This window comes from Sinimarinibacterium flocculans, from assembly GCF_003201205.1.
GTDB classification, from domain to species: Bacteria; Pseudomonadota; Gammaproteobacteria; order Nevskiales; family Nevskiaceae; genus Solimonas; species Solimonas flocculans.
Window position 1 is genome coordinate 21,853 of record NZ_QICN01000007.1, and the last position, 17,841, is coordinate 39,693.

Consider the following 17,841-nt stretch of genomic DNA (forward strand, 5'->3'; position numbering starts at 1 on the left):
AACCCTGCAAACGAAAAATCCCGCTCATGCTGCCTGAACATGAGCGGGACGGTCATCTTTGCACCGCGGATCAGTGCCCGCGCGGACTCTTCAGCTTCTGCACGAACTGCAAACGCGCGGCCGCTTCGATCAGCTCCTGCTGAGCCCGGGCCGTATCCATCTCGTCCTTGGCGCCGGCGAGCTTCTCTTCGGCTGCCTGCTTGGCCGCGAGTGCCGCCGCCTCGTCCGCATCCTTGGCGCGCAGCGCGGTATCGGCGAGCACCGTGACCAGATGCGGCTGGATCTCGAGGATGCCCCCGCCGACGAAGAACTCGAGCTCGGCACCGTCCGGCTGCTGCACGCGCACCGTCCCCGGCCGCAGCCGGGTCAGCAGCGGCGCGTGACGCGGCGCGATGCCGACATCACCCATCTCCGCCGGCGCGAACACCATCTGGGCTTCGCCCGAATGGATGTGCCCTTCGGCGGCGACGATGTCTACGTGGATGTTTGCCATCGGATTCCTCGAAAACGTCCGGGTCGGGACCGCTTAGAGCTTCTTCGCCTTCTCGACGGCCTCGTCGATGGTGCCGACCATGTAGAACGCCTGCTCCGGCAGGTGATCGTACTCGCCGTCGACGATGCCGCGGAAGCCGCGGATCGTCTCCTTGAGCGAGACGTACTTGCCGGGCGAACCGGTGAAGATTTCGGCGACGTGGAACGGCTGCGACAGGAAGCGCTGGATCTTGCGCGCGCGGGCGACGACGCGCTTGTCGTCTTCCGACAGCTCGTCCATGCCCAGGATCGCGATGATGTCCTTGAGCTCCTTGTAGCGCTGCAGCACGCCCTGCACGTCGCGGGCCGTCTGGTAGTGCTCGTTGCCGATGACGTTCGGGTCGAGCTGGCGCGAGGTCGAGTCGAGCGGATCGACCGCGGGGTAGATGCCCAGCGAGGCGATGTCGCGCGACAGCACGACGGTCGAGTCGAGATGCGCGAAGGTCGTCGCCGGCGACGGATCGGTGAGATCGTCCGCCGGAACGTAGACGGCCTGGATCGAGGTGATCGAGCCCTTCTTCGTCGAGGTGATGCGCTCCTGCAGCACGCCCATTTCCTCGGCGAGCGTCGGCTGGTAGCCCACCGCCGACGGCATGCGGCCGAGCAGTGCCGACACTTCGGTGCCGGCCAGCGTGTAGCGATAGATATTGTCGACGAAGAACAGGATGTCGCGGCCCTCGTCGCGGAAGTACTCGGCCATCGTCAGGCCGGTGAGCGCGACGCGCAGACGGTTGCCCGGCGGCTCGTTCATCTGGCCGTAGACCATCGCCACCTTGGAGTTGCCGAGGTTCTTCGCGTCGACGACGCCCGACTCCATCATCTCGTGATAGAAGTCGTTGCCCTCGCGGGTACGCTCACCGACGCCGGCGAACACGGACAGACCCGAGTGCGCCTTGGCGATGTTGTTGATCAGCTCCATCATGTTGACGGTCTTGCCGACGCCGGCGCCGCCGAACAGGCCGACCTTGCCGCCCTTGGCGAACGGGCACAGCAGGTCGATGACCTTGATGCCGGTTTCGAGCAGTTCGGTCGAACCGGCCTGGTCCTCGTAGCTCGGCGCGTCGCGGTGGATCGCCCACTTCTCTTCCGACTTGACCGGGCCGACTTCGTCGATCGGCTCGCCGAGCACGTTCATGATGCGGCCGAGCGTCGCCGGACCGACCGGCACCGAGATCGGCGCGCCGGTGTTCTGGGTGACCAGGCCGCGCTTGAGGCCTTCCGAAGAACCGAGCGCGATCGTGCGGACGACGCCGTCGCCCAGCTGCTGCTGCACTTCGAGCGTCAGCTCGGTGCCTTCAACCTTCAGCGCATCGTAGATATTCGGGATCGCGTCGCGCGGAAACTCCACGTCGACAACCGCGCCGATGACCTGAACAATCTTGCCAGTAGCCATAGTTCGTTACTCTCAAGCGGGGTCCTGCGACCCCGTATAAAAAATTTAGACCGCTGCCGCGCCGCCGACGATTTCCGACAGCTCTTTGGTGATGTTGGCCTGACGCGCCTTGTTGTACTGCAGCTGCAGCGAGCTGATGATCTTGCCGGCGTTGTCGCTCGCCGACTTCATCGCGACCATGCGCGCCGACTGCTCGCTCGCCATGTTCTCGATCATGCCCTGGTAGACCTGCGACTCGACGTAGCGCTGCAGCACGTAGTCGAGCAGTTCCGGCGCGGCCGGCTCGTACAGGTAATCCCAGTGATCGAGCAGCTCCTCGCCGCCGACGGCCTCGATCGGCAGCAGCTGCATCGGCGACGCCCGCTGCGTCATCGTGTTGACGAACTCGTTCGACACCATCACGACGCGGTCGACCTTGCCTTCACGGTAGGCATCGGTCACGACCTTGATCAGGCCCAGCAGCTGCTCCAGCGTCGGCTTGTCGCCGAGCTGCGTGGCGGTGGCCAGGACGTTGCCGCCCATGCGACGGAAGAAGGACACCGCCTTGTTGCCGATGAGGACGAAATCGACCTCGACACCCTTGGCGCGCCACTCCTTGACCTCGCGCACCGTGGTGCGGAACACGTTCATGTTCAGGCCGCCGCACAGTCCGCGATCGGACGACACGATGACGTAGGCGATGCGCCTGACCTCGCGCTCGACCGTGAACGGATGCTTGTACTCGAGATTGGCCTGGGCGAGATGGCCGAGCGTACGGCGGATCTTCTCCGCGTACGGACGGGCCGCCGCCATGCGGTCCTGCGCCTTGCGCATTTTCGACATGGCGACCTTTTCCATCGCGCGCGTGATCTTCTGCGTGTTCTTCACGCTTTTGATCTTGGTGCGTATTTCCTTGGCGCCGGGCACTGTCGAACTCCGAGGTGCTTAGATCGCGGACTGCTTGACGAAGGCTTCCATCGCCGACTTGAGCTCGGCTTCGACGCCGTCGTTCCAGTCGCCGGTGTCGAGCTTGTCGAGCGTGGCCTTGGCGTTGCTCGCCAGGTACTGGTGCAGGGCTTCTTCCCAGGCCAGGACCTTGCTGACGTCGACCTTGTCGATGAAGCCCTTCTCCACCGCGTAGAGCGAGGCCGCCATCTGGCCGACCGAGAGCGGCGCGTACTGCTTCTGCTTCATCAGCTCGGTGACGCGTTGGCCGCGCTCGAGCTGCTTGCGGGTGGCCTCGTCGAGGTCCGAGGCGAACTGGGCGAAGGCCGCGAGTTCGCGGTACTGCGCGAGGTTCGTGCGGATGCCGCCCGAGAGCTTCTTGATGACCTTGGTCTGCGCCGAACCGCCGACGCGCGACACCGAGATGCCGGCGTTCATGGCCGGGCGGATGCCGGCGTTGAACATGTCGGTCTCGAGGAAGATCTGGCCGTCGGTGATCGAGATCACGTTGGTCGGAACGAACGCCGAAACGTCGCCGGCCTGGGTCTCGATGATCGGCAACGCCGTCAGCGAGCCGGTCTTGCCCTTGACCTTGCCTTCGGTGAACTTCTCGACGTAGTCGGCGTTCACGCGGGCAGCGCGCTCGAGCAGGCGGCTGTGCAGATAGAACACGTCGCCGGGGAAGGCTTCGCGGCCCGGCGGGCGGCGCAGCAGCAGCGAGACCTGACGGTAGGCGACGGCCTGCTTGGACAGATCGTCATAGATGATCAGCGCGTCTTCGCCGTTGTCGCGGAAGTACTCGCCCATCGAGCAGCCGGAGTACGGCGCGATGAACTGCAGCGCGGCGGACTCGGAGGCCGAGGCGGCAACGACGATCGTGTGCCCCATCGCGCCATGCTCTTCGAGCTTGCGCACGACGTTGGCGATCGACGAGGCCTTCTGGCCGATCGCGACATACACGCACTTAATGCCCGTGCCCTTCTGGTTGATGATCGCGTCGATCGCCATCGCGGTCTTGCCGGTCTGGCGGTCGCCGATGATCAGCTCGCGCTGGCCGCGGCCGATCGGCACCATCGCGTCGACCGACTTGTAGCCGGTCTGCACCGGCTGGCTCACCGACTGGCGTGCGATGACGCCCGGCGCGACCTTTTCGATCGGCGAGCTGAGCTTGGCGTTGATCGGCCCCTTGCCGTCGATCGGGTTGCCGAGCGCGTCCACCACGCGACCCAGCAGTTCCGGACCGACCGGCACTTCGAGAATGCGGCCCGTCGTCTTGACGGTGTCGCCTTCCTTGAGGTGCTTGTAGTCGCCAAGGACCACCGCACCGACGGAGTCGCGCTCCAGGTTCAGCGCCAGGCCGTAGACATTACCCGGGAACTCGAGCATTTCGCCCTGCAGCGCGTCGGACAGACCGTGGATGCGGACGATGCCGTCCTGCAGCGACACGATGGTGCCCGTCGTGCGCGCCTCGGTGGCGGCGTCGAAGTTCTGGATTCGCGCCTTGATCAGGTCGCTGATTTCCGAAGGATTGAGTTGCATACGAACCGTTTCCTGATAGTCCCCGTGGGGTCTCGCCGTCGGGCGATGTCTTACTTTGTGAGTACCGTCTGCAGGCGGTCGAGCTCGCCGCGCACAGAACCGTCGATGACCAGGTCACCCGCGCGGATCAGCGCACCGGCGATCAGCTCCGGGTCGGTGCTCCAGCGGATCGCAACCTCACGCTGCAGCCGCTTCTTCACGGCGTCCGCGAGCTGCTGCTGCTGGGCCGTCGGTACCTCCACCGCGGAGGTGATCTCGACGTCGACGCGTGCCTCGGCTTCCGCACGCAGCTGCTCGAACTGCTCGGCGATGGCCGGCAGCGCCGCCAGCCGGCCGTTCTCGACCAGCAGCCGCACGAGGCTCACCGCGTCCGCCGGGAGCTTGCCCGACAGGGCCTGGGCCAGCGTCTGTGCAAGCTCGCTGCGCGTGAGCGCCGGATGCCCGATCAGCCGGGCAACGCCCGGATCGCTGACCAGCGCGGCCAGCGCATCGAGCGCCTCGCTCCAGGGAGCGAACGCCTTGGCGTCGCGCGCGAGTTCGAATACCGCCTTCGCGTAGGGCCGGGCCAGCGTGCTGAAGTCCGCCATGATCTGCGCTCTTTAGACCCGGGCGGCGAGATCGTTCAGCACGTCGGCATGCGCCTTCGTGTCGATCTCGCGCTTGAGGATCTTTGCGGCGCCGACGACGGCGAGTTCGCCGACACGCTTGCGCAGCTCCTCGCGGGCATGGGCGACTTCACGCTCGACGTCCTCGTGCGCCTTGGCGACGATACGCGCGCCTTCTTCCTGCGCCGTGACCTTGGCCTGCTCGACGATCTGCGCCGCCTGCTTGTTGGCGTTGGCGAGGATGTCCTGCGCCTGCGTACGCGCGACCTTGAGCTCTTCTTCGCTCTTGGCGGACGCGTCCTGCAGGGCACGCGCACCCTTCTCGGCAGCGGCCAGACCGTCGGCGATCTTCTGCCGGCGCTCTTCCATGGCCTTGGTGATCGGCGGCCACACGAACTTCATCGTGAACCAGATGAACGCCCCGAAGACGATCATCTGCCCGACGATGGACGGGATGCTTGCCTGCATGGGCTAAGCTCCTGAGTGAGAGTGAATCGAGAAACCCGGAATGCTTGCGACGATCAGCCGCCGGCGACGGCCGACAGCAGCGGGTTCGCGAACATCATCAGCAGGCCCATGGCAACGCCGATGATCGACACGGCGTCCAGCAGGCCGGCGATGATGAACATCTTGGTCTGCAGCATGTTCGCCATCTCGGGCTGACGCGCAGCGCCCTCGAGGAACTTGCCGCCGAGCAGGCCGAAGCCGATGGCGGTGCCGAGCGCGGCGAGGCCGAAGATGAGGCCGATGGTCAGCGCCGTGTTGGCCTGGATCTGAGCGATGAGCTCCATGACGTACTCCGTGTGTTGCGGTGGTGGAAAAATCTGGGGATCGGTTGCCCGATCAGTGATGCTCGTAAGCCATGCTGATGTAGACGATGGTCAGCGTCATGAAGATGAACGCCTGCAGCGTCACGACCAGGATGTGGAAGATGGCCCAGCCCATGCCGGGGATGAACTGCGCCCACCAGGGCAGCAGCGCGATCAGGATGAAGATCAGCTCGCCGGCGTAGAGGTTGCCGAACAGTCGCAGCGCCAGCGACATCGGCTTGGCCAGCAGCTCGACGGTATTGAGGATGACATTGGCGGGCATCATCCATTTGCCGAACGGATGCGTCAGGTATTCCTTGGCGAAGCCGATGGCGCCCTTGCCCTTGAAGCTGTAGACGATGATCAGCGCGAACACCGTCAGCGACAGCGCGAAGGTCGCGCTCATGTCGGCCGAGGGTACGACGCGGAAGTACTCCAGCCCGAACAGGTGCTTGGCCGTCAGCGGCAGCAGGTCGACGGGAATCAGGTCCATGCAGTTCCACAGGAAGGTCCAGACGAAGATCGTCAGGGCCAGCGGCGCCAGAAAGCCGCGCGGACCGTGGAAGGCGTCCTTCACCGCACCGTCGACGAAGTCGACCAGAATCTCGACGAAATTCTGCAGCTTGCCGGGCACACCGCTGGTAGCACGCACGGCCGCCATGCGGAATAGCGTCAGGAAGAAGATGCCCAGGACCAGGCTCACCACCAGCGTGTCGATATGCCACGCCGTCGTGCTGATGAACGCCTCGTCCTTCCCGGAGGCCCAGTGCTCAAGATGGTGCGTTACGTATTCGGCAGGACTGCTAGCCATCCGTCGTATCCCAAAGAAGCGCGAACCAGTACACCAGCAGGCTCAACGCGAAAGTCGAAACCAGTGGCGCAAACACATCTGCGAAAAACCGAACCGCGACCGCGAACAACACCGCGGCGAGGAGCAGCTTCCTCACCTCGGCTCTGAAAAAAGTCATCACTGCGTGCCGCGCGTCGGACGCCGGCACCGCAAACGTCTTCGCGGCGGCGTAGATCGTCAGTACCGCTCCGATCCCCCCGCCGATCAGGGCCGCCAACCCGGCTTTCGGAGTCGACAGCATGGCCCAAGCCACGCCTGAAACGATTCCGATCAGGCCCTGCAGTAGCGCAATTCGCGTCGCCGTCTTCATGGGATCAAGGCGAGGGTGCGCCGCATCAATCCCAAAAAGTATAACGGGTGAAAAACCCCTAGATCAACCCGCACCGATGGGTGGGATCAATTCAACAGGGCCAGCAGACGCTCCAGTTCTTCGTGGCTGCGGAAGCTCACGGTGAGCTTGCCGCGGCCCGAATCGCCCTGGTGGAGGCGCACCGGCAGGCCGATCTTGGCGCTGATCTGCTTCTCCACCGCCGGCACCCGCGGCTTCCCAGGTTTGGCCTTCGGCGTGCCGCCCTCGGCATGCAGCAGCACCTCGGTCTGACGCACCGACAGCTGCCGCTCGACGACCAGCCGCGCGAGTGCCGGCTGGCGCGCGCCGGGGGCGCCCAGCAGCACCTTGGCGTGACCGAGGCTCAGCCGACCGTCGCGCACCAGCGCCTGGACGTCCGCGTCCAGATCCATCAGCCGCAACAGGTTGGTGACGTGCGCCCTGGAACGCCCCACGGCTTCGGCCACCTTCTCGTGCGTCAGGCCGCACTCCTCGATCAGCTTGTGCAGGGCCTCCGCCTCTTCGAGTGGGTTGAGGTCGGCGCGCTGGATGTTCTCGACCAGTGCCACGGCCATGGCGCCGCGCTCGTCGAGTGCGCGCACGACCACCGGCACCGCCTTGAGCCCGGCCAGCTTCGCCGCACGCCAGCGCCGCTCGCCCGCAACGATCTCGTAGCGGCCGCCGCCTGCGGGACGCACGACGATCGGCTGGACCACCCCCTGGGCGCGGATCGAATCGGCCAGCGCGGCGAGCGCCTCGTCGTCGAAATGGCGGCGCGGCTGGTGCTTGCCCGGCTGCAGCGTGTCCACCGACAGCTCGCGCTGCTCATCGGCCGATGTCTCCGTCGGCGCGGAGCCGCTGCTCAGCAGCGCATCGAGGCCGCGGCCCAGCCCTCTTTTCTTTGCACTCATGGGCGTCGCGACGTCCGTTGCCGGGGGGCGGAAACTGCCAACTGGACACTGCTTCTCATGCACTCAACCTCATCTGTCCGCCGTCGTGCCGGCGCAGCACCTCGCCGGCCAGCGCGAGATACGCCTTGGCCCCCGCCGATGCCGGGTCGTAGACCATGGCGGGCAGGCCGTGGCTGGGCGCCTCGGCCAGGCGCACGTTGCGCGGGACCAGGGTACGGTAGACCTTGTCGCCGAAGTGCTGGATCAGCTGGTTGGAGACGTCGATCGCAAGATTGTTGCGTGGGTCGTACATCGTGCGCAGCAGCCCCTCGACCTCGAGCCGCGGATTGATCACGCGGCGGATTTTCTGGATCGTGTCCATCAGCGCGGACAGGCCCTCGAGCGCGTAGTACTCGCACTGCATCGGGATCAACACGCCGTCGGCGGCGACCAGCGCGTTCACCGTGAGCTTGGATAGCGCCGGCGGGCAGTCGAGCACCACGTAGTCGAAGTCGCTGGCGACGTCGGCCAGCGCCGTCTTCAGCGCGAAGTCGCCGACCGCCATGTCGCGCAGCTTGATCTCGGCCTCGGTCATGTCGCCATTGGCCGGCAGCAGGGACAGGCCGAGGCTCGGCAGGTCGACGATCACTTCGCGGATCGGCGACTCCTCGAGCAGCACGTCGCGCACGGTACGGGCAACCGCGCCCTTGTCGACGCCGACCCCCATCGTCGCATTGCCCTGCGCATCGAGATCGACCAGCAGCACGCGGCGTCTGGTCGCCGCCAGCGAGGCGGCAAGGTTGATCGCCGTCGTGGTCTTTCCGACGCCGCCCTTCTGGTTTGCAACCGCGATGACGTAGCTCATGTCGTGGACTCTGCAATGACGACGTGCCGCGCCTCGTCGAGGCCCGGCACCTGCAGGCGAAGCGTCTCCCTGATCTGCACCGAGCCCGGCACTGCCGCCAGCTCGGCATCGTCTAGTTTGCCCTTCATGGCGATCCATTGACCACCGGGCGCGAGCAGATGCCGGGTCAGCGCGAAGAAATCGGCCAGCGCGGAGAACGCCCGGCTGACGATCCGGTCGTAGGCCGCAGGATGCGGCCAGCGCTCGACGCGGGCCTCGGCCACCTCGACGTTCGCCAGGCCCAGGCTGCGCTGCGCATGCCGCAGGAACCGCGCCTTCTTGCCGTTGCTGTCGAGCACGGTGACGACCAGCGCCGGCTCGGCGATCGCGAACAGCAGGCCCGGCAGGCCGGCTCCACTGCCGACATCGAGCAACCGCGTACCCGCCTGCAGCGTCCGCGCCCGCAGGGCCGGCAAGACCGCCAGCGAGTCGAGCAGGTGACGCACGAGCATCTCGCGCGGATCGCGTATCGCCGTGAGGTTGTAGGCGCCGTTCCAGCGGACCAGTTCGTCGACATAGCGCAGCATCAGCACCCGCGCGTCGGGGGAAAGCTCCAGGCCGAGGGCGCGCAGGCCGTCGTCGAGCGGGGCCGACAGCGGGTGTGCGGCACTCATCGCGCGGCGCGGGGTGTCGTGGCAGGTGAAGACATGCGCAAGACCGGTCCGGGGCAGGTCCGAAAAAGGGCGCGCAGTATACGCATGCCCGCCCCCGCGGCCGCCTCAGCGTCGCCTTAGCGAGCCGAGCACCCCGCGCAGCAGTTGACGCCCCAGCTCGCGCCCGATCGACGAGGCGGCGCTGCGGGTCGCGCTCTTGATGGCGGCCTCCATCGCCGTATCGCTGCGTCGACGGGCCGCCGGACGCCCACCGCGACCGCGCCGTGCCGTGGGCGCTTCGTCGCCGCGGTCCCACCAGCCGGTATCGCCGGAAGCCGGCGGCGTGGGTGCGGCCTCGGCCTGCGCGCGCCGGGCAAGCTTTTCGTAGGCCGACTCGCGATCGACCGCCTGTTCGTAGCGCCCGCCGACGGGGCTGCGCTGCATGATCGCGCGCCGCTCCTCGACCGTGGCCGGCCCGATCCGCGAGCGCGGCGGCCGGATCAGGGTGCGGTCGACGATGCCAGGTACGCCCTTGTCCTGCAGCAGCGACACCAGCGCCTCCCCGACGCTCAGCTCGGTGATCGCGGTGGCGACGTCCAGGTCCGGATTCGCGCGGAAGGTCTCGGCGGCGGCGCGCACCGCCTTCTGATCGCGCGGCGTGAAAGCGCGCAGTGCGTGCTGGATGCGATTGCCGAGCTGGCCGAGCACCGCGTCCGGCAGGTCCAGCGGATTCTGCGTGACGAAATAGATGCCCACGCCCTTGGAGCGGATCAGGCGCACCACCTGCTCGACCTTGTCGACCAGTGCCTTGGGCGCATCCTTGAACAGCAGGTGCGCCTCGTCGAAGAAGAACACCAGACGCGGCAGCTCGGCATCGCCACGTTCGGGAAGGTTCTCGAACAGCTCCGACAGCAGCCACAGCAGGAAGGTCGCGTACAGCCTGGGCTTGTGGAACAGCTTTTCCGCAGCGAGCACGTTGACGATGCCGCGGCCGGTCAGGTCGGTACGCAGCAGGTCGTTCAGATCCAGCGCCGGTTCGCCGAAAAAGGCTTCGGCACCGTCCGACTCGAGCTGCAGCAACGCCCGCTGGATCGCGCCGACCGACGCCTTGCTGACGAGCCCGTAGTCGGCACCGAGGTCGCGCGCGTTGTCGGCGACGAACTGCAAGGTCGCGCGCAGGTCCTTGAGATCGAGCAACAGCAGGCCGTGGTCGTCGGCGTACTTGAACACCAGATGGAGCACGCCGGACTGGACGTCCGACAGGTCCAGCAGGCGCGCCAGCAGCAGCGGCCCCATGTCGGACACGGTGGCCCGCACCGGATGCCCCAGCTCGCCGAAGACGTCCCAGAAGATCGTGGGCGACGCTGCCGGCGCGTAGCCCTCGATGCCGATCCGGCGGGCACGCTCGGCCAGCTTCGGCTTGTCTTCCGCCGCCAGCGCGATCCCGGACAGGTCGCCCTTGATGTCGGCAGCGAAGACCGGGACGCCGATCGCCGCGAACTCCTCGGCGAGGATCTGCAGCGTGACCGTCTTGCCGGTGCCGGTCGCACCGGCGACGAGGCCGTGGCGGTTGGCATAGCGCGCCAGCAGATGCTGGGCTCCGGTGCCGCTGCCGACGAGAATCCGCTGCTCCATGTCCGCCCCCTCGTCCGTCGTTTCGCAAGCCGGAACCGGCGCCGCATGATCGACGCTCGGCCCGACTGCGGCAAGCCTGCGTTCAGACGTCCATCCACTATCATGGGTGCGCCGTCTCCTGGAGATCCCGACCGTGGTCACAACCCCGATGCTGCGCATGGCGCTGGTGGTGCCCGTCATCGCCGCGATGATCGCCGCCTGCGCGACCTCCCCGACCGGACGCCGCCAGCTGCGACTCGTGTCCGACACCGAGATGGCGCAGATGGGCGCAGCCGCGTTCCAGGAGCTCAAGCAGAAGACGCCGCCGGCGAGGAATACGCCGGCGACCCGGTACGTGCAGTGTGTGGCCCAGGCCATCACCCGCGAGGTCGGCGGCGAGTGGGAGGTGCAGGTCTTCGATTCCAAGGAGGTCAACGCCTTCGCACTGCCGGGCGGCAAGATCGGCGTCTACACCGGCCTGCTGGAGGTCGCCGAGAACCAGCACCAGCTCGCGGCCGTCATCGGGCACGAAGTGGCGCACGTGCTCGCCGGCCACTCCGCGGCGCGTGTTTCCAACCAGATGGCGGCGCAGCTCGGGGTTGCCGTGCTGGCCGGCTCCACCGGCATGTCCCCGGACATGATCGGCATGGGTGCCAACCTGCTGCTGGTGCTGCCGAACTCGCGCGGCGACGAAAGCGAGTCGGACATCATCGGCCAGCAGATCATGGCGCGCGCAGGCTTCGATCCGGCCCAGGCGGCGCAGCTGTGGATCAACATGGGGCGCGATCGCAGTGGCGCACCGCCGGAAATGCTGTCGACGCACCCGTCGCCGGACACGCGCATCCGCGACCTGAACAGCAACCTGACGCAGGTGCAGCCGCTGTATCAGCAGGCGCGCGCGGCCGGCAAGCGGCCGAATTGCTCGAGCTGAGCGCAGGCCGGCGCTGGGCGCGGCGCCTCTAGGAGCCTGGGCGGCAGAAACGCGCGCGGCTGCGACTTCGCCGTTTCGGCCATCTTCCGCGCTGCTTCTCGACCAATAGTCCCTGCTATTGGCCTCGAATCAACGCGAAACCTGTCTCGAAATGGCTTTGCCTCGCCTGCGCGGTTTCTACCGCCCAGACTCCTAGTCCTTCCGCCGCTGGCGGTAGGCGTTGACGATGTCGGCCGCGATCTGTCCGATCAGGCCCGGCAGCCCGATCAGCCGCGCCATCTGCAGCGCCACCCAGGTTGCGAGCAGCAGTGCCAGCGGGACGAGAACGGCGGTCAGCAGCATCGCCAGTACACCCAGACCTTGCAGTTGCACGGGGCACCTCCCACATCGAAGGATTCGTTCCAGGCCCGCTGTCCGCTGCGCGCGGACCTTCGCCACGACTGTACACGGCGAGACGCAGATCGACGCAGGGGCCGCGCCCGCCGGCGGGGTGCCGGTGAAGCCCGCCGCGAATCAGGCCATGCGCGTCGGCGGCACCCAGTCGTCGGCGATGTAGAGGCAGGCCACGGCGGCGCCGTCGCGCAGGCTGCGCGTGTTCGGAACGCGTCGCAGGCATTCGGCGTCGGCCATCGGGCAGCGGGACGTGAACAGGCACCCGCTCAACGGCACGCTGACGTCCGGCGCCGGCCCCTCGCGCAACAGCGAAGCGCGCAGTCCCGGATCGGTTCCGGGCATCGAGGCCAGCAGTGCCTTGGTGTAGGGGTGGCGGGGCGTATCGAAGAGCACGGGCGTGAGGGCCTGTTCCATCACGCGCCCGAAATACATGACGACGACGCGGTCGCTGAAGCGTCGCACGACCCCGAGGTCGTGCGTGATGAACAGGATGGCGAGGCCGGTCTGGCGCTGCACGTCGCGCAGCAGTTCGAGCACCTCGAGCTGCGCGTTGAGGTCGAGGGCCGAGATCGCCTCGTCGCAGATGAGCAGTCGCGGCTCGCAGACCAGGGCACGTGCGATCGCAACCCGCTGGCACTGCCCCCCCGAGAGCTTCTTCGCCCGCAGGTCGTACAGCTCGGCCGTGAGGCCGACGCGCTCGAGCATGCGTTCGGCCTGTTGCCGCCGTTCCTCGGCGCCCAACTGCGGCCGCAGCGCCTGCAGCGGTTCGGCGACGATGTCGCGCACGCGCATGCGCGGATTGAGACTGCCCTGCGGGTCCTGGAAGACCATCTGCAGCGCGCTTCGCAGCGGCTGCCAGGCCTTCCGGTCCAGGCCGGCGAGTTCGCGACCGTCGAAACGGATGGAGCCGGCGCTGACCGGCTGCAGGCCGAGCAGGGCGCGCGCGAGCGTCGTCTTGCCGGAGCCCGATTCGCCGACGAGCGCGACCGTCTCGCCGGCCCGCAGGTTCAGGTTCACGCCATCCACCGCCCGCAGCCAGCGCGGTGACGCAAACGGCAGCCAGCGCCGCACGCGGTGGCGTACGGCGAGCTGGCGAACCGCGAGCAGAGGCTCGGCCCTGGCGTTCAAGCGCCGGACCCGGCGGACCTGCCTACTCGAGCAGGCTGCGCAGCATCCAGGCCGTCTTCTCGTGAACCTGCATGCGCTGCGTCAGCAGATCGGCCGTCGGCTCGTCGTTCGATTCGTCGACCGCCGGGAAGACCTTGCGCGCCGTACGCACGCAGGCTTCGTGACCCTCGACGAGCTGCGCGACCATCTCGCGCCACTCGGGCACGCCCTCGGTCTCCTTGATCGAGGACAGGCTGGCGTAGGCCTTGTAGGTGCCCGGCGCCGGGAAGCCCAGCGCGCGGATGCGCTCGGCCACCTGGTCCACCGCGGCCGCAGCCTCGGTGTAGTGCTCCTCGAACATCAGGTGCAGCGTGTTGAACATCGGGCCGGTGACGTTCCAGTGGAAATTGTGCGTCTTGAGATACAGCGTGTACTCGTCGGCCAGCAGCCGGCTCAGGCCGTCGGCGATCTCGCCGCGCGCATCCTTGGTGATGCCGATGTCGATCTTGGTCGCCCGGGTCGCCCTGGCGGCGGTTTTCTGCTTTGCCTTGGCCATCTCGTTCTCCTTGGCGCTGTGGTGGATGACGCCGAGCATCTTACGCGCTGCGAGCTTGATCGCAGATGACTTTGACGGGTTTTCGCGATTGAACTTCGCAATGACCGCGATTGACTCAGGCGTTCATCAGCTTGGACTTGCGGTAGTAGCTGAAGATGTCGTTGAAATTTCGTCGGGGCCGGAAGCCGAAGGTGCGGGCGAACAGCGCCCCGTCGAGGATCACCGGGTACTTGAAGTAGTTGATCAGGTACGGCGGGAAGAAGGCATTCCAGTTCAGCAGGCTGCTGACCATCTTCGGCAGGGCCGGCGGAATGCCGAGCACCGGCAGTTTCCGGCAGCCGCACTGCTCGACGGCGACCTGATAGGCGACCCAGTCGTCGGGGGCGACGTTGTAGATGCCGGGCTGGTTCTTCTCGAAGGCCAGCACCAGGGCATCGGCCATGTCGTCGACGTGCAGGAACTGCATCAGCGGCGAGAACCCCACCAGCACCGGCACCAGCGGACGCGACAGCAGCAGCGACATCGTGTTCTGCACGCCGGGACCGAGGACGTTGCAGGGCCGCAGGATCGTGATGTGCAGTTCCGGATACTTCCACAGGTAGATCTGCGCCAGGCTTTCCAGCTCGACCGAATCGACCAGGTCCTGCGTGACCTCGCTGGCCTTGAGCGGCGCATCCTCGTCGAGCAGCGCCGGGTTGTACGCGGAGGCTCCGTAGACGAAGTAGGTGGAGTGGATGATCACCTGCTGCACGCCGTACTTGCGGCACAGCTCGAGCAGCTTCTTCGTGCCCAGCACGTTGGCGTTGTATCGCCGGTCGCGGTCCGACTCGTGCGCGAACATGCGGCCGATGTGGACCACCGCGTCGATCCGGTGCGCACGGAAGATGTCCTCGAAACCGCGCTTGTAGGTCTCGACCCGGTACGAGGGCACGCCGGCGTCGGTCTCGACCTTGCGCCGGAAATCGACGGCGACGACGTTGTACTTGCCGTGCAGGCGCGCGATCACGCGCCGCGCGAGCGAACCCGCGGCGCCGGTGACGAGGACGGTCTTCTTCGGTGCTGCGGCAGTCTTCGGCATGTCTCGATCAATAGACGCTGGTGCGCTCGTTCAGGCCGCGCTCGATCAGTTCCTGGATGCGCGCCTTGACCTGCTCGACGTAGCCGGTCACCTCGTCCTCGCTGTCGGGGCAGCCCTCGAAGGTCATCGGCTCGCCGAAATTCAGGTAGACGCGCGCCGGCAGCGGCAGCGGCGGCGCGATGGGCACGTACGGGATGCCGAGCAGCTTCGCCAGCGGGGTGACGCTGCCCATCGACGGCATCGTCTCCTCGCAGCCGACCACGCCGACCGGCACGATCGGCGTGCGATGCTGCATCGCCAGGTGGACGAAGCCGTTGCCGAAGCGTTGCAGCTGGTAGCGCTTGTTGTAGGGCTTGCCGGAGCCGCGGACGCCTTCGGGGAAGACGATGATGACTTCCTCGCGCTCGAGCATCTTCGCGCAGTTGAGCGGATCGCCGATCACCGCGCCGACGCTGTTGAGCCAGTTGCCGAGCCACGGCACGGTCGGGAAGAAGCGCTCGACCATGGCGCGCGCGGCACGCGGGCCATCCGGATTGGTCGCCAGCGCCGCGCCGATCAGCACGCCGTCCAGCGGCAGCTGGCCCGAATGATTGGCGATCACGAGCAACCGCCCCTGCGCCGGAATGTTCTCGAGGCCGTGCGTGGTCACGCGGAAGTAGTGGTCGTACAGCCACTTGATGACGCCCAGGGCGAGCTTGGCGCTGTCCTCGTTGTACCCCCACGGATCGAAGCCGAAGCTGCCCACCGGCTTGGGGATGCGCGCGAACAGCTCGTCGAGCTCCGGCGTGACCAGCCGCCGGTAGAGCGCCTCGCGCGGCCCGATGCGGGCCACGTTCTTCAGGGTGTCGACCGAGATCATTCGTGTTTCTTGCCGGCCATGGGGCCGCTCCTCAGACGCACATGCTAGCAGCCCGCCGTATCCCCCGGCGCGCTCCGTACCCTCCCGCAAGACTCAGGCCACGGCGGCTTCGCCGTGCTCGCGCAGCTGCATGCGCCACAGCCGGGCGTAGGCCCCGTCGGCCGCCAGCAGTTCGGCGTGGCGTCCGCGCTCGACGATCCGGCCGTGATCCAGCACAACGATCTCGTCGGCATCGACGACGGTCGACAGGCGGTGCGCGATCACCAGTGTCGTGCGCTGCTGCGCGACCTCGCGCAGGGCGTCGAGAATCGCCTTCTCGGAGGCCGAGTCCAGCGACGACGTGGCTTCGTCGAACACCATGACCGGCGGGTCCCTGAGCAGCGCCCGGGCAATGGCCACGCGCTGCTTCTCGCCGCCGGAGAGCTTGAGGCCGCGCTCGCCGACCCGGGTGGCGTACCCCTCGGGCAGGCGCGCAATGAAGCCGTCGAGATGGGCCAGCCGCGCCGCACGCTCGATCTGGGGGCGGTCGGCCCCGGGACGGCCGTAGGCGATGTTGTATTCGATGCTTTCGTCGAACAGCACCGTGTCCTGCGGCACCACGCCGATGTGGGCGCGCAGGCTTTCCTGGCGCAGGCCACGCAGGTTGTGTCCGTCGATCAGCACACGGCCCGCATCCGGATCGTAGAAGCGATACAGCAGGCGCGCGACCGTGGACTTGCCGGCACCGCTGGCACCGACGACGGCAACCTTGCGGCCGGCGCCGATGCGCAGGTCGAGACCGTCGAGGATGCGCCGGTCGGGACCGTAGCCGAAGCTGACCCCCTCGAACACGATCTCCGGCACGCGGCCCTGCAGCTCGAGCGCGTGGTCGCCGTCGCCGATCCGCGGCTGCACGCCCAGAAGGCCGAACATGCGCTGCATGTCGGTGAGCGCGCGGCGGATCTCGCGGTAGACGAAGCCGAGGAAGTTCAGCGGGACGAACAGCTGGATCAGGTAGGCGTTGATCGCGACGAAGTCGCCCAGCGTCATCGTGCCGCCGGCCACGCCGCGCGCGGCCATCACCATCATCCACGTCAGGCTGGCGCTGACGATCAGGGCCTGGCCGGCATTGAGCGCCGCAAGCGACAGGCGGTTCTGCTGCTGCGCGCGCTCCCAGTGCGCGAGCTGGCGGTCATAGGCTGCGGCCTCGAAGGCCTCGTTGCCGAACAGCTTGACCGTCTCGTAGTTGAGCAGGCTGTCGATCGCCCGCGTGTTGGCCTCGGAGTCGAGCCGGTTGGCCTCGCGCACGAAGCGCGTGCGCCATTCGGTGGTCACCACCGAGAAGCCCATGTAGACGACGACCGCCAGTGTCGTGACCACGGCGAAGCCGGCACCGAAATTGAACAGCAGGATCGCCGCGACCAGCGCGATTTCGAGCAGGGTCGGCAGGATGTTGAACAGCATGAAGCGCAGCAGGAAGTTGATGCCGGCGACGCCGCGTTCGATGTCGCGCGACAGCCCGCCGGTCCGGCGCGACAGATGGAACTCCACGTCGAGGCGGTGCAGGTGGCGGAACACCGCCAGCGCCGCGCGGCGCATGGCGCGCTCGCCGACGCGGCCGAAGACCACGTCGCGCAGCTCGGCAAACAGGACGTTGGCCAGGCGCAGGGCGCCGTAACCGAGCAGCAAGGCCAGCGGCACGACGACGATCGCGTCGTCCGGCCGGTCGAGCGCGTCGACCAGGTACTTGAGCACCATCGGCAGCGCGGTGCCCGCGAGCTTGGCGGCCACCAGGCACGCCATCGCGATGGTGATGCGCAGCGGAAATTCGCGCAGATAGGGCCACAGCGACGCCAGCACGCGCCAGTCCGGTGCAACGGGCGGTTCGGTCTGCGGCACTTGCGGGAGCCTGCGGTGGCGGGGCACGGGCGGGTCGAAGTCGGGCCTGGAGGCCGCCG

Annotated in this window: 20 protein-coding genes; 1 reads left to right on the plus strand and 19 read right to left on the minus strand. The window is 67.3% G+C overall.

What is annotated here, in order from left to right:
* Positions 1–70: 70 nt before the first annotated feature.
* The 13 genes from C8D93_RS12770 to C8D93_RS12830 all read right to left on the minus strand — a co-directional run bounded on the left by C8D93_RS12770 (position 71) and on the right by C8D93_RS12830 (position 11,001).
* Positions 71–493 carry a F0F1 ATP synthase subunit epsilon gene (locus C8D93_RS12770; RefSeq protein WP_110265598.1) on the minus strand — a complete coding sequence of 141 codons (423 nt, stop codon included), beginning with the start codon at positions 491–493 and terminating at the stop codon, positions 71–73.
* A 33-nt stretch (positions 494–526) separates the two neighbouring features.
* A complete protein-coding gene (gene atpD / locus C8D93_RS12775; RefSeq protein ID WP_110265599.1) occupies positions 527–1,924 on the minus strand; it encodes a F0F1 ATP synthase subunit beta in 1,398 nt (465 codons plus the stop codon).
* A gap of 45 nt (positions 1,925–1,969) precedes the next feature.
* On the minus strand, positions 1,970–2,830 hold the full coding sequence (atpG, locus tag C8D93_RS12780; RefSeq protein ID WP_110265600.1) for a F0F1 ATP synthase subunit gamma: 861 nt from the start codon (positions 2,828–2,830) through the stop codon (positions 1,970–1,972).
* Positions 2,831–2,848: 18 nt separating this feature from the next.
* A complete protein-coding gene (atpA, locus tag C8D93_RS12785; protein WP_110265601.1) occupies positions 2,849–4,387 on the minus strand; it encodes a F0F1 ATP synthase subunit alpha in 1,539 nt (512 codons plus the stop codon).
* Positions 4,388–4,437: 50 nt separating this feature from the next.
* Positions 4,438–4,974 carry a F0F1 ATP synthase subunit delta gene (locus C8D93_RS12790; RefSeq protein ID WP_110265602.1) on the minus strand — a complete coding sequence of 179 codons (537 nt, stop codon included), beginning with the start codon at positions 4,972–4,974 and terminating at the stop codon, positions 4,438–4,440.
* A 12-nt stretch (positions 4,975–4,986) separates the two neighbouring features.
* Positions 4,987–5,460 (minus strand): F0F1 ATP synthase subunit B, encoded by a 474-nt coding sequence (locus C8D93_RS12795; RefSeq protein WP_110265603.1) that lies wholly within the window; start codon positions 5,458–5,460, stop codon positions 4,987–4,989.
* A 53-nt stretch (positions 5,461–5,513) separates the two neighbouring features.
* Positions 5,514–5,783 carry a F0F1 ATP synthase subunit C gene (gene atpE / locus C8D93_RS12800; RefSeq protein ID WP_110265604.1) on the minus strand — a complete coding sequence of 90 codons (270 nt, stop codon included), beginning with the start codon at positions 5,781–5,783 and terminating at the stop codon, positions 5,514–5,516.
* A gap of 52 nt (positions 5,784–5,835) precedes the next feature.
* A complete protein-coding gene (atpB, locus tag C8D93_RS12805) occupies positions 5,836–6,612 on the minus strand; it encodes a F0F1 ATP synthase subunit A (RefSeq protein ID WP_110265605.1) in 777 nt (258 codons plus the stop codon).
* Positions 6,605–6,961, minus strand: a complete 357-nt coding sequence (locus C8D93_RS12810; RefSeq protein WP_110265606.1) for an ATP synthase subunit I — start codon at positions 6,959–6,961, stop codon at positions 6,605–6,607. Before C8D93_RS12810 ends, atpB begins: the two co-directional genes overlap by 8 nt.
* A gap of 86 nt (positions 6,962–7,047) precedes the next feature.
* Positions 7,048–7,890 carry a ParB/RepB/Spo0J family partition protein gene (locus C8D93_RS12815; protein WP_110265607.1) on the minus strand — a complete coding sequence of 281 codons (843 nt, stop codon included), beginning with the start codon at positions 7,888–7,890 and terminating at the stop codon, positions 7,048–7,050.
* 55 nt (positions 7,891–7,945) lie between these two features.
* A complete protein-coding gene (locus C8D93_RS12820) occupies positions 7,946–8,734 on the minus strand; it encodes a ParA family protein (protein ID WP_110265608.1) in 789 nt (262 codons plus the stop codon).
* On the minus strand, positions 8,731–9,387 hold the full coding sequence (gene rsmG, locus C8D93_RS12825; RefSeq protein WP_110265609.1) for a 16S rRNA (guanine(527)-N(7))-methyltransferase RsmG: 657 nt from the start codon (positions 9,385–9,387) through the stop codon (positions 8,731–8,733). Before rsmG ends, C8D93_RS12820 begins: the two co-directional genes overlap by 4 nt.
* Positions 9,388–9,492: 105 nt before the next feature.
* Entirely contained in the window at positions 9,493–11,001 is a 1,509-nt protein-coding gene (locus C8D93_RS12830) for a helicase HerA-like domain-containing protein (RefSeq protein WP_110265610.1), read from the minus strand.
* A gap of 133 nt (positions 11,002–11,134) precedes the next feature.
* Between C8D93_RS12830 and C8D93_RS12835 the strand changes: the two genes are divergently transcribed.
* Positions 11,135–11,911, plus strand: a complete 777-nt coding sequence (locus tag C8D93_RS12835; protein WP_245903904.1) for a M48 family metallopeptidase — start codon at positions 11,135–11,137, stop codon at positions 11,909–11,911.
* 192 nt (positions 11,912–12,103) lie between these two features.
* Here the strand turns inward: C8D93_RS12835 and C8D93_RS20425 are convergent, their stop codons facing one another.
* The 6 genes from C8D93_RS20425 to C8D93_RS12860 form a co-directional block, all read right to left on the minus strand.
* Positions 12,104–12,283, minus strand: coding sequence for a hypothetical protein (locus C8D93_RS20425; RefSeq protein ID WP_146216596.1), 180 nt, complete (start codon positions 12,281–12,283; stop codon positions 12,104–12,106).
* 141 nt (positions 12,284–12,424) lie between these two features.
* Positions 12,425–13,432 (minus strand): ABC transporter ATP-binding protein, encoded by a 1,008-nt coding sequence (locus C8D93_RS12840; RefSeq protein WP_110265612.1) that lies wholly within the window; start codon positions 13,430–13,432, stop codon positions 12,425–12,427.
* A gap of 22 nt (positions 13,433–13,454) precedes the next feature.
* Complete coding sequence (locus C8D93_RS12845) at positions 13,455–13,967, minus strand: Dps family protein (protein WP_110265784.1); 513 nt, start codon at positions 13,965–13,967, stop codon at positions 13,455–13,457.
* Positions 13,968–14,082: 115 nt separating this feature from the next.
* On the minus strand, positions 14,083–15,045 hold the full coding sequence (locus C8D93_RS12850; protein WP_110265613.1) for an SDR family oxidoreductase: 963 nt from the start codon (positions 15,043–15,045) through the stop codon (positions 14,083–14,085).
* 7 nt (positions 15,046–15,052) lie between these two features.
* Entirely contained in the window at positions 15,053–15,904 is an 852-nt protein-coding gene (locus C8D93_RS12855; protein ID WP_110265614.1) for a lysophospholipid acyltransferase family protein, read from the minus strand.
* A gap of 93 nt (positions 15,905–15,997) precedes the next feature.
* Positions 15,998–17,782 (minus strand): ABCB family ABC transporter ATP-binding protein/permease, encoded by a 1,785-nt coding sequence (locus C8D93_RS12860; protein ID WP_245903905.1) that lies wholly within the window; start codon positions 17,780–17,782, stop codon positions 15,998–16,000.
* Positions 17,783–17,841: the final 59 nt, after the last annotated feature.

Bases quoted from the DNA above. Each gene is read 5' to 3' on its own strand.
- atpD (WP_110265599.1), bottom strand. From the start codon at position 1,924: ATGGCTACTGGCAAGATTGTTCAGGTCATCGGCGCGGTTGTCGACGTG.
- C8D93_RS12830 (WP_110265610.1), bottom strand. From the start codon at position 11,001: ATGGAGCAGCGGATTCTCGTCGGCAGCGGCACCGGAGCCCAGCATCTG.
- C8D93_RS12815 (WP_110265607.1), bottom strand. From the start codon at position 7,890: ATGAGTGCAAAGAAAAGAGGGCTGGGCCGCGGCCTCGATGCGCTGCTG.
- C8D93_RS12790 (WP_110265602.1), bottom strand. From the start codon at position 4,974: ATGGCGGACTTCAGCACGCTGGCCCGGCCCTACGCGAAGGCGGTATTC.
- C8D93_RS12770 (WP_110265598.1), bottom strand. From the start codon at position 493: ATGGCAAACATCCACGTAGACATCGTCGCCGCCGAAGGGCACATCCAT.
- C8D93_RS12850 (WP_110265613.1), bottom strand. From the start codon at position 15,045: ATGCCGAAGACTGCCGCAGCACCGAAGAAGACCGTCCTCGTCACCGGC.
- C8D93_RS12845 (WP_110265784.1), bottom strand. From the start codon at position 13,967: ATGGCCAAGGCAAAGCAGAAAACCGCCGCCAGGGCGACCCGGGCGACC.
- atpB (WP_110265605.1), bottom strand. From the start codon at position 6,612: ATGGCTAGCAGTCCTGCCGAATACGTAACGCACCATCTTGAGCACTGG.
- rsmG (WP_110265609.1), bottom strand. From the start codon at position 9,387: ATGAGTGCCGCACACCCGCTGTCGGCCCCGCTCGACGACGGCCTGCGC.
- C8D93_RS12820 (WP_110265608.1), bottom strand. From the start codon at position 8,734: ATGAGCTACGTCATCGCGGTTGCAAACCAGAAGGGCGGCGTCGGAAAG.
- C8D93_RS12810 (WP_110265606.1), bottom strand. From the start codon at position 6,961: ATGAAGACGGCGACGCGAATTGCGCTACTGCAGGGCCTGATCGGAATC.
- C8D93_RS12855 (WP_110265614.1), bottom strand. From the start codon at position 15,904: ATGATCTCGGTCGACACCCTGAAGAACGTGGCCCGCATCGGGCCGCGC.
- atpA (WP_110265601.1), bottom strand. From the start codon at position 4,387: ATGCAACTCAATCCTTCGGAAATCAGCGACCTGATCAAGGCGCGAATC.
- atpE (WP_110265604.1), bottom strand. From the start codon at position 5,783: ATGGAGCTCATCGCTCAGATCCAGGCCAACACGGCGCTGACCATCGGC.
- C8D93_RS12795 (WP_110265603.1), bottom strand. From the start codon at position 5,460: ATGCAGGCAAGCATCCCGTCCATCGTCGGGCAGATGATCGTCTTCGGG.